Source organism: Corallococcus sp. CA053C, from assembly GCF_003611675.1.
Lineage (GTDB): Bacteria > Myxococcota > Myxococcia > Myxococcales > Myxococcaceae > Corallococcus.
Genome location: NZ_RAWA01000361.1, coordinates 1 through 10083 on the forward strand (window position 1 = coordinate 1; position 10083 = coordinate 10083).

Sequence of the window (10083 nt, forward strand, 5' to 3'; positions counted from 1 at the left end):
CATCCCGCCCGGGCGGAAGCCTCCGCCCTCCCCGGAACCGCCGTGGGAAGGGCCCTGGGCGCCAGCGTCGTCCTGAACCTGGGGGTGCTCCTCCCCCCGTTCGTGTGCGCCCTGCTCTTCGCCCGCTTCCGCACCGCGTGCGACCCGTTCGAGCTGGCGGGCTTCTACCCCCTGCTCACCGTGCCCTCCGCCCTGCTGGCCTCCGCGGCGGGCGTCTTCCTGGGCTTCGCGACGGCCCGGCCCCGGGGCGCGGCGGGCCTGTATGCGCTGCTGCTCCTGGCTTCACTCGTCGTCACGGTGCAGCCCATCGTCTTCGGGCCCCAGGTGTTCGCCTTCAACGTCTTCCTGGGCCACCTGCCCGGCCCGCTCTACGACGAGGCCCTCCAGATGACGGCCGCGCTGGGCTGGTTCCGCGTGGAGACGCTGCTGTGGGCATGCGCCTTCGTGGGGCTCGCCATGGCGCTGCTCGACGTGCGCACCGGGAGGCTCGCGCTCAAGGGCGCGCGCCTGGGGGGCCTGGGGCTCGTCGCGCTCTGCGCCGTGGGCATCGGGATGCTGGAGACGCGCGCGCCGCAGCTGGGGCTGCGCATGACGGACGCGTACCTGGCGGAGCAGCTGGGCGGCGTGCGTGAGACGGAGCACTTCGTCCTGCACTACCCGCGCGGCAAGGCCCGCGAGGACGTGGACCGGATGGCCCGCGACCTGGAGTTCCGCTACGCCCAGACGGCGCACTTCCTGGGCGTGGCCCCCACGGAGCGCGTGCGCGTGTGGCTCTACCGCTCCGAGGACGAGAAGCAGCGGCTGGTGGGCGCCGGCCGCACCCAGTTCGCCAAGCCCTGGCGCACGGAGCTGCACATCCAGGACAAGCCCTTCCCCCACTCCACGCTGCACCACGAGCTGGCGCACGTGATGGCGGGCCCCGCCGGTTCGGGCTTCTTCCGCGTCACCACCCGGCTGGGCGTGTGGCCGCTGATGGGCCTCATCGAGGGCATCGCCGTGGCCGCGGACGACCCCGTGCAGGGGGAGCTCACCCTGCACCAGTGGGCCGCGGGGATGCGCCGTCAGGGGATGGCCCCGGACATGCGCGACCTCATGGGGCCCAAGGGCTTCTACCAGTCCGCCCCGGCGCGCGCGTACACCGTGGCGGGCTCGTTCCTGCGCTACCTGGCGGACACCTACGGCGCGGACCGGCTGCGGACCGTCTACGCGCACGCGGACTTCGACGCGGCCTATGGGCGCCCCCTGGGTGAGCTCGTCACCGAGTGGGAGCGCACCCTGGACGCGCTGCCCCTGGACGACTCCACGCTCGCGCGCGCCTTCGCCCGCTTCCGCACCGGCAGCCTCTTCTCCCGCGCCTGCGCCCGCGAGGTGGCCCGGCTGTCCGACTCCGCCCGCGACGCGCTCGCCAGTGATCCGCAGGACGCGCTGGTGCGCTACCAGCGCGCCGCCGCGCTCCAGCCGGAGGAGCCGTCCTTCCAACTGGGACAGGCCGCAGCCCTGGACGCCCTGGAGCGCCCGGCGGACGCGGCGGGCGTGCTGGACTCGCTCGCCGAGCAGGTGAAGGACCGGCCGGCGCTCGCCGCCGAGGTGGCCATGGCGCGCGCGGACGTGGCCCTCCACCTGGACAACGTGGACGCATCCCGCGCGTTCCTCACCACCGCGCTCTCCCTCAACGCGGGGCCGGAGGTGACGCGCACCGCGCAGGTGAAGCTGGCCGCGCTGGAGACCCCGTCGCGCCGGGCGCCCATCGAGGCGTACTTCCGCGCGCCGCACGAGGAGCTGCGCCTCCTGCTCCTGGACCGCGCCCTGCTCGTGTCGCCCCAGGACCCCTGGCTGCACTACCTCTTGGGGCGCAGGCTGCACCAGGTGGGTGCGCCGGCACTCGCGGCGGAGCAGCTGCAACGCGCGCTGTCGGACACCGGACTGCCGGAGGCCATCCGCCGCGAGGCCATGCGCCTGAAGATTGAAGCCGGCTACCTGGCGGGCGACTGCGGCGCCGTGCGGCATGAGGTGGGGGCGTTGCCGGACTACGGAGCGGCCTTCCGGGCCTCCGCCACCGAGTGGCGCGAGCGATGTGACTTCGAGCAGACGACCTTTCGCGGGCCCCTGGTGCCGCGACAGGCTTTCCGCTAGACGCGGGCGACACATTCCGGAGGTGGACGGAGCATGCAGTTCGTCAAGAAGCAGCGGATCCAGGGCACGGTGGACGAGGTGGAGCGTGCGCTCCTCGACGAGCGCTACTTCCCGTTCCTCCTGCAGCACCACGGCGTGCTGCTGGAGCTGCAGCCCCTGGAGGTGAAGACGGACGGGGACCGCGTGCACCGCCGCGTGCGCTACCGCCCCAAGCCCGTCATCGCCACCATCGGCACGAAGAAGGTGCCGCCCGAGTGGTTCGCCTTCATCGAGACGTCCACCTACGACAAGCGCAAGAAGGAGCTGTCGTTCACCAACACGCCCACGTCCCAGACCATCTCCAACATGATGGTCAACACCGGCGTGCTGCGCCTGCGGGCCGTGGGCGATGAGACGGAGCGCACCATGGACGGGGAGATCAAGCTCAAGCTCCCCTTCCTGCTCAAGGCCGTGGCGTTCATCGGAGAGAAGGTCATCGAGTCCGAGGGCATGAAGATCCTCGACAACGAGGTGCCCGTCCTCAACCGCTTCATCGCTGAAGTCATCCGCGCCAAATAGTCAAAGCACGCGGTACGGGCGGGGCCTGGGAATGGGTTGACACCCATGTGGTTGAACCCATAAGGCCCCGCCATGAACCCACGCTTCCCTGCCCTCTGCGCCGTCCTCCTCCTGGCCGCGTGCGCCCCGAAGCGCATCCCCGGCACGGAGTTGCAGGACACCGACGACACCCGCGCCATCCTCGGCGTCATGGAGCGCTACCGCGCCGCCCTGGAAGCCCGCGACGCGAAGGCCATCCAGAGCCTGGTGTCCCCCAAGTTCCGCGACGACGGCGGCACCGAGGACGTGTCGGACGACCTCACCGCGGAGAACCTGGGCGCGCACATGCAGGCGCTCTTCCAGCGGGTGCAGACCCCCAAGGTGGAGATCAACGTCCGCCGCGTGGAGGTCCGCGACGACGAGGAGGTCGCCTTCGCCATCTACTACTGGAACGCGTCCTGGCGCATGCCCGGCCTCAACGCCCGGCCCCAGCAGGACTCGGAGCTGGAGCAGATGGTCTTCCAGAAGGTCGACAAGGAGTGGAAGATCCTCTCCGGCATCTAGTCACGTCCCCGTGAGCGCGCGCAGTCCGTCCGGCCCCATTTCCGCCAGGGCCCGCGCCCGCGCCAGGTAGGTGCGGAAGTCCTTGGGCGCGAGCTTGTCCGCGCCCAGCGGGGAGAGGTGGTAGTCGCGGATGCGGCTCGCGGTGAAGCGCACCGCGCCGTAGAGGGCGTGGCCGTACAGCGCGGCCCGCTCCACCTCCGCCAGCGGCCGGGCATCCTGGTAGCCGCGCAGGAAGGCCTGGCAGAGCGGTGGCTGGTACGTCCCCTCGAAGCACCACGCGTTGAGGGTGATGGCCACGTCGCGCGCGTACGCGTCCACGCACGCCATCTCGAAGTCGAAGAAGGCGCCCACGCGGTCGCCCAGCCACTTCACGTTGTCCAGGAAGAGGTCCGCGTGGATGACGCCCCGGGGCTCCAGCCCCGGGTGCGCTGCTTCCGCGCGGGCGAGCAATCCCTCCAGCTCCGCCGCCACCGACGCCAGCTCCGGCTCCGGTCGCTCGCGCAGCCCCGTGAGCCAGCCCTTCACCACCTCCGGGCCGTAGGGGTTCTGCCGCGAGCCCCCGAAGGACTCCGTGGTGCGGTGCAACTTCCCCAGCTCCTCGCCCAGGCGCTCCAGCAGGTCCGGGGTGAGCTGCGCGCGGGTGAGCTCCTCGCCGGCCAGCCACTTGAAGACGCTGATCCGCCCGCCCTCCAGCGACAGGAAGGGGTCCGGCCCCTGGGGCATGAGCAGCACGGGCGCCGGGAAGTGCGCGCGCGCCAGGTGCTCCAGGAGCGCGGCCTCGAAGCGCAGGTCCTCCTCCGAGCGCACCGTCGTGTGGCGCACGAAGACGCGGCCGGCGTCCGTCTCCAGCCGGTGGTTGGTGTTGATGGAGCCCTGCGGAATGGGCGTCATCCCGCGCACGGCGCCCAGGCCGTAGGCGGCCGCCACGTGGGTGAAGGCTTCGGGGGGAAGTGTCGTGTAGACCGCCATCGCGTGCCTCCAGGGTCCGCCGCCCCGCGTGCATGCCGCCCCGGCCGTTGACACCCCGGGAGGTCGGACCTATCTGTCCATCCCCGTCTTACTTCGCATAACTGTCTGAAAACCTTCAATATTTGCGCGTGAGGCCACCCCCATGGACACGTCGGGTCGCGGTGACTGGAAGCGTCGCGAGGGGCTGGGAAGTGCCCTGCTCCAGATTGGTGTCGTCGCGGTGGTGCTCGCGGCGGCGGTGGCGTGGTTCGTCCACCGGGGCCAGGTGCGCCAGGAGGTGGACGCGCACCTGCGCACGGCGCGCGCCGCCGCCCTGAAGGGCAACCCGAGCGACCTCACCATGGCGCAGGAGCAGTTGGAGACGCTCTTCACGCTCTCCCCCGACTCTCGCGACGCGCGGGCGCTGTCCGCGGACATCCAGGCGGAGCTGTGGCTGGACCACCACGTGCCCGGCGCGGACCAGAAGGCCCGGGAGCAGTTGGAGCGCGCGGAGGCGATGGGCTCCCGCTCCGGCGAACGCTACGGCGCGCGCGCGCTGCTGCTCGTGGGCGAGGGCAAGACGGCGGAGGCGCAGAAGCTCTTGGAGGAGCTCCAGGCGCAGGGCGCCAACAGCCCCAAGCTGACGCTGGCCCAGGCGCGGCTGCTGCAGCGGCAGGGGCGGCTGTCGGAGGCGCGCATCGCGTTCGCCCGCGCGGCGGAGGGCGCCTGGAGGGATCCGCGCTACCCGACCGCCTATGGCGAGGCGCTGCTCGACGAGGGGCTGTTTCCCCAGGCGGTGGAGGCCTTCTCCCGCGCCACCACCGCGAACCCGGACCACCTGCTGTCGCGGGTGACGTCCGCGCTGGCACAGCTGTACTCGGGCAAGAACCCGGACAGCGTGAAGGCGACGCTGGAGGAGCTGCGCTCGAGCACCCGACAGCTGACGCCCGCGCTCCAGGCCCGCCTGTCGGTGGCGCAGGCGGAGCTGGCGCTGGTGAAGGGCGCGCCCGACGAGGCGCTGGCCCAGACGGACGCGGCGCTCAAGGCCTGGCCGGAGGAGCACTACGCCCTCTTCACCCGGGCGCGCGCGCTGGCGGCGAAGCACGCCCCGGAGGCCCGCCAGGCCTTCGAGGCGGCCGTGGCGAAGCAGCCCACCGCGCCGCTGCTGGCGCTGGACGGCGCGCGCCTGCTCCAGGCGCAGGGCGACGGCGCGGGCGCGCTGGCGCTGCTGGACACCTACGAGAAGACCTTCCGCGAGGTGAAGGTGCAGACGGCGGACGGCAAGTCGGTGCCCGCGTTGGACCGGGATGACCGGTACTGGCTGGCGCGCGGCGGCGTGATGGAGCTCGCGGGCCGGCAGGACGACGCGCTCACGGCCTACGACAAGGCGCTCGCGGCGCGCGGCGTGGGACTGGCGAAGGCGCAGTACGCCAAGGGCGCGCTGCTGCTCGCGCGCAAGGACTTCGAGGGCGCGCGGACGCTGCTCAGCCAGGTGGCCCCGGATACGGGCGCGGGCAACATGCCGGAGGCGTACGCGGCGCTGGGCGAGCTGCTCTTCGCCCAGGGCGACTTCGCCGCCGGGTGCCAGCAGCACTACTTCGCGCTCGTGCGCGCCCGCGCCCAGGGCACGCCCCCGGAGCTCATCGCCACGCGCGCCAACGACATCAAGCAGCGCCTGGAGACGTCCGGCCAGCCCGCCATGGCCAAGGCGTGGCTCACCGAAGCAGGGCCGCTGTTCCAGCAGCAGTAGCGGGCTGGGAGGGTGGGACTAGAGCAGCTCGGAGGGGTCCAACCGACGCTGCTTCGCCTTCACCACGCGCCACTCGCCGTCGGGCTCCTTCTCGAAGGTGCCCTCGATGGAATAGGCGTTGAGGACGCTGTCGCGCGCCAGGTCCTCCAGCTTGTCCGCCTGCGAGCGGCCGAAGATGAAGCGCGCCTGGAAGTCACCCTGCGTGGGCGACACCTCGTGCACGTCGATGTCGGTGGTGAAGATGCGCACCCACTGACCTCTCAACACCTGCCCGGCCAGGATGCGGTGCACGTCCTGGCGGCTCCAGCCGTCCGTCGTCTTGAAGCGCTCGGACACGCCCTCCATCACTCCGCCGACGTCCTTCTCCTCCGCCGAGCGCGTCATCGCGATGATGCGCCGGGTGACGGCGTCCTTCACGCCGGGCTCCTCGCGGGGCCAGAGGAACAGCACCAGCGCGGCGGCGACCAGGGCCGCCATGCCGCTCAACACCCGAGAGCGCGTCAGCACCATCTCACGCGGCCCCGGTCTCCGGCTCCAGCATCATGTCGTCCGCGTCGATGATCTCCAGCGGCCGCAGCGCCTCGCCAATCTGCTTCAGGCGCCGGTCCGACAGCTGCTCCAGGTACGTGCGGATGTTGGGCACGGCCTTCACCAGCTGGTGGAACGCGTTGCGCTCCAGCCACGCCGCCGCCGTCTTGCGCGGCACCGTCACCGTGGCCGTGGCGCGCAGGCCGGTGAGGAGCGAAATCTCTCCCGCCACCTCGCCCTCGCGCAGCACGCCCAGCGTCACCACGCCGCCGGCCGGATCCTCCTTCTGCACCACCAGCTCCCCGGCGAGCACCAGGAAGAGGCCCGGCGAGTGCTCGCCCTCCACCAGCACCTTCTCTCCGGCCTGGAGGGCGCGGAAGGTGAAGCGCTGGAAGAGCGCGCCCCGCTCCGACTCCGGCAGCTGCTGGAACAGCGGCGAGTTCGCCATCAGGTTGCGCATCATGCGCTGCTGCGCGAAGTCCGCGAGCAGCTGCGGCACCGCCGGGTGGCTCTTGGCCACCGCGTTGAGGTGCTCGCGGCGGATCTCGAAGACCTCTGAGTCCGACACCGCCGTCACCGTCGCGGTGGGCGCCGCGCCCGTCAGCAGCGCCAGCTCCCCGAAGATGGAGCCGCCGCCCAGGAAGCCCAGGGTGCGGTCCTCGCCGTCCGTGCGCCGCGTCACCTCCGCCTTGCCGGCGACGAGCACGTGCAGGTGGTCGTCCGGCTCGCCCTCGCGGCTGATGACCTCCTCCGCCTTGACGGTGCGCCACACCATGCGCCCGACGAGGTCGATGAACGCGTCCCGGTCCAGGTCCGCGAACAGCGGCAGCGGCGGGCGTCCCTGCGGGTCGGCGTTGCCGCCGGTGTCCGGCGCGGCCAGCACCTCGATGGCGCGGTTGGACAGCTCCTCGCCGACGAGCCCCATCAGGTCCGTCTCCACCTTGCCGTCGTAGAGGTGCTCCGGCGGCAGGGGCGGCGGCACCGAGGCGCGGCCCGCGGCCTTGCGCGCGGCGCGCGAGTGCACCCGGGCCAGCGTCTCCTTCAGGCGCCGCTCGTTGGGCGACAGCTCCAGGGCCAGCTTGCACGCGGCCATCGCGCTCAGGAGGTAGTCGCGGCGCAACAGCCCCTCCGCGCACGCATGGTACGCGGTGACGGCGCGCTCGCGCTCCCCCAGCTCCGCCAGACACCGGGACGCCAGCATGCGCGAGCGGTGATCCGCGGGCACGCGGCGGACGGCCTCCGCGAAGACGGCGAGGGCGCGCTCGAACTGGCGCTCCTCGAACAGGTCCATGCCCAGCTCACGCAACGACGACTCGTTCATCCGGTGTCTCCAACCAGCACGACGACAAGAAACAGGAAAGAAGGCCGCCCGTGGCCACGGCGCACGAGGCGGCCGGGCCGGCTAGGAACCGCCGGCCTTCTGCAGATCACTCAGCGCCATCTCCGCCTTGCGCTTCACGTCGGAGCCCTCCGCGGACGATTCAATGACGATCTTGAACGTCTCCGTCGCCATGGAGGGGTCGCGGTCCCGCGCGATGTACGCCTGCAGGTACAGCTCTTCCACCTTCTTCTGCAGGTCGTCCAGCCCGGCGCGCGCGCGAGAGTCGCCCGGGTTGAGGCGCAGCGCCTCGCGGAAGCTGCGGCCCGCCACCGGGAACTCCTTGCGCTTGAAGGCCGCCTGCCCCGCCGCCACCGACGCGGAGGCCAGCTCGTTGTCGAGCGTGTCGCCCAGCGTGCCCGCGAAGCCGATCTGCCGGTACACCTCCGACGCGCGGCGCAGGGGCTTCACGGAGGACTCCAGCGAGTTGCTCTCGTACTTGCGCTGGCCTTCCTCGAAGGCGGAGCGGAACTGGGGGATGAGCTTCTTGAGCGACCGGGCCCGGGTCTGGATGTCCGCCTCCGTCCGGTACTTGTCCATCACCCGGTCCACCTCCAGCGTCGCGCGCTGGAAGTCCCCGCCGTTGAAGCGGCGCTCCACGTCCTCGAAGGCCTGCGCCACGAACTCCGCGCGCCGCTGCTTCGCGTTCTCCGCCGCCGCGGCCTGCCGCGCGCCGGCCTGCCGCGCCGCGGTCGCCGCCTCCTTGGCGAGTTGGTTCTCCAGCTCCATCAGCCGCTGCTCGAAGAGGGGCCGGGTGTTGTCCGGCAGCGCGGCGATGAGCGGCTTCGCGCTCTCCGGGTTGCGCTCCGCCAGGGCCGCGTCCGCCAGCCCCACAATGTACGTCTGCTCCTTCGTGTCCAGCTCCACCTTGAGCTTGTCGCGCTCCACGTCCGTCTTCGCGGTACCCTCCGGCGTGTCCTTCAGCTTCTGGCGCGCGTCGTCGAAGCGGTTCTGCGCGACGAGCTCCCGGACCTCCTTGAAGGCCTCCAGGATGTCCTGCTGCCGCTGCGCGGCCTTGCCCACGCCGTCCACGTCGATGCCCGCGCGCAGCTTCTCCGCCTCGGCCGCGAAGCGCACGGCGTCCGGGTAGTCGCCGTCGCGCACCTTGTCGCGCGCGCGCTGCATCAGCTCCGTGGCGCGCGCCAGGTTGGGGTCCACCGGCGGCTTGGGGGGCGGCCCCCGGCGCGACATCGCCAGGCCCGCCACCAGCAGCAGCAGCACCACGCCGCCCACCGCCAGGCCCACCTTCTGCTTGAAGTCCAGCCGGATGCCGCCCTCGCGCACCGGCGAGCGCACCGGGCGCGGCCGGGGGACGCCCGTCTTGCGCGCCTTCTCGTCGCGCATCAGGTCCGCGAGCTTGTAGTTCGCGTTCGTCTTCTCATCCAGGCGCGGGTCCTTCTTCTCCTCCTTCTTCTCCTCCTTGGGCGCGTCCTCGCCGGCCTCCGCCTTGGCGCGCATCTCCTTGATGAGCTCGCTCTCATCCACGAAGCGCAGCCGCGTCTTGCCCACGGAGATCTCATCCCCGTGCTTGAGGATGCACTCGTCCACCTTCTGGTCGTTCACCTGGGTGCCGCTGATGCCGCCCAGGTCGCGCATCACGACGCCCTTCTCGCCGTACACCAGCTCCAGGTGGCGGCGGGACACCGTCTTGTCCTCCAGGGCGAAGTCGCAGTCCGTGCTGCGCCCCAGCACCATGCGCACGCCCTTGAAGCGCTTCTTGCGCCCCTTGTCCGGCCCGTCCAGCACCAGCACCAGCACGGGGGGCCCGGCGCGCGTCGTGTCGGAGGTGTCCTCGTCCTCCTCCTCGGCGGGCGCGGGCGTCTCCGGGCGCACGTCGTCGAGCGACGCCACGCGCGTCTCACCCGTGCGCGAGCGCTGCGGCTCCGCGTCCCCGTACAGCTCCGGGTCCCCGCGGTCCTGGCTGTCGTCCTCCCCCTCGGGGGCGGACCAGTCCTCGTCTGGAACGGCCACGCGCCGGGAGGAGCCTCCGGCGGAAGAGGAGGGACGGCGTTCCGCCGTCGAGCCACCAGCAGAACGGCCGGTGCCCGAGCGCGACGACGGTGATGGACGGCGAGGAGGCATGGGTGGGTCCAGGTTGAAGCGGTCGCCATCTTAGAGCGCCGTCCCCCACCGTGGGAATGCGCTCCGACCGTTCCTTTCAGGGAAGACCCGGCCCCCGCGGACCGTTGGCCCGCACGCCGTCCCGTCCCGATGTAGGTTTCTCCCACCCCGCTCCCTCCAGGAG

At 71.9% G+C, this 10083-nt stretch carries 8 protein-coding genes; 4 read left to right on the plus strand and 4 right to left on the minus strand.

The features are described 5' to 3' along the window. From D7V97_RS33420 to D7V97_RS33430, 3 genes are all read left to right on the plus strand, one after another. Positions 1-2133 (plus strand): hypothetical protein (locus D7V97_RS33420; RefSeq protein ID WP_120614671.1); only part of this gene is annotated, 2133 nt, incomplete at its 5' end. A gap of 33 nt (positions 2134-2166) precedes the next feature. Continuing rightward, positions 2167-2691, plus strand: a complete 525-nt coding sequence (locus tag D7V97_RS33425; RefSeq protein ID WP_120614672.1) for a DUF2505 family protein — start codon at positions 2167-2169, stop codon at positions 2689-2691. 72 nt (positions 2692-2763) lie between these two features. Further along, positions 2764-3234 carry a nuclear transport factor 2 family protein gene (locus D7V97_RS33430; RefSeq protein WP_120614673.1) on the plus strand — a complete coding sequence of 157 codons (471 nt, stop codon included), beginning with the start codon at positions 2764-2766 and terminating at the stop codon, positions 3232-3234. Here D7V97_RS33430 and D7V97_RS33435 read toward each other — a convergent pair whose 3' ends face one another. Continuing rightward, entirely contained in the window at positions 3235-4203 is a 969-nt protein-coding gene (locus D7V97_RS33435; protein ID WP_120614674.1) for a homoserine kinase, read from the minus strand. A gap of 142 nt (positions 4204-4345) precedes the next feature. On the opposite strand from D7V97_RS33435, the gene D7V97_RS33440 reads away from it, so the two are divergent. Continuing rightward, the gene (locus D7V97_RS33440) at positions 4346-5932 is read left to right on the plus strand and encodes a tetratricopeptide repeat protein (protein ID WP_120614675.1); all 1587 of its coding nucleotides are present in this window, start codon (positions 4346-4348) and stop codon (positions 5930-5932) included. 18 nt (positions 5933-5950) lie between these two features. Here the strand turns inward: D7V97_RS33440 and D7V97_RS33445 are convergent, their stop codons facing one another. From D7V97_RS33445 to D7V97_RS33455, 3 genes are all read right to left on the minus strand, one after another. Further along, the gene (locus tag D7V97_RS33445) at positions 5951-6442 is read right to left on the minus strand and encodes a hypothetical protein (RefSeq protein WP_120614676.1); all 492 of its coding nucleotides are present in this window, start codon (positions 6440-6442) and stop codon (positions 5951-5953) included. Position 6443: 1 nt separating this feature from the next. Further along, positions 6444-7781, minus strand: a complete 1338-nt coding sequence (locus D7V97_RS33450; RefSeq protein ID WP_120614677.1) for a cyclic nucleotide-binding domain-containing protein — start codon at positions 7779-7781, stop codon at positions 6444-6446. An 81-nt stretch (positions 7782-7862) separates the two neighbouring features. Next, positions 7863-9809 carry an FHA domain-containing protein gene (locus D7V97_RS33455; RefSeq protein WP_233583383.1) on the minus strand — a complete coding sequence of 649 codons (1947 nt, stop codon included), beginning with the start codon at positions 9807-9809 and terminating at the stop codon, positions 7863-7865. Positions 9810-10083: the final 274 nt, after the last annotated feature.

What these genes read in the sequence shown, in the direction of transcription:
- D7V97_RS33425 (WP_120614672.1), top strand. Translation starts at nt 2,167, where the DNA reads ATGCAGTTCGTCAAGAAGCAGCGGATCCAGGGCACGGTGGACGAGGTG.
- D7V97_RS33430 (WP_120614673.1), top strand. Translation starts at nt 2,764, where the DNA reads ATGAACCCACGCTTCCCTGCCCTCTGCGCCGTCCTCCTCCTGGCCGCG.
- D7V97_RS33435 (WP_120614674.1), bottom strand. Translation starts at nt 4,203, where the DNA reads ATGGCGGTCTACACGACACTTCCCCCCGAAGCCTTCACCCACGTGGCG.
- D7V97_RS33440 (WP_120614675.1), top strand. Translation starts at nt 4,346, where the DNA reads ATGGACACGTCGGGTCGCGGTGACTGGAAGCGTCGCGAGGGGCTGGGA.
- D7V97_RS33445 (WP_120614676.1), bottom strand. Translation starts at nt 6,442, where the DNA reads ATGGTGCTGACGCGCTCTCGGGTGTTGAGCGGCATGGCGGCCCTGGTC.
- D7V97_RS33450 (WP_120614677.1), bottom strand. Translation starts at nt 7,781, where the DNA reads ATGAACGAGTCGTCGTTGCGTGAGCTGGGCATGGACCTGTTCGAGGAG.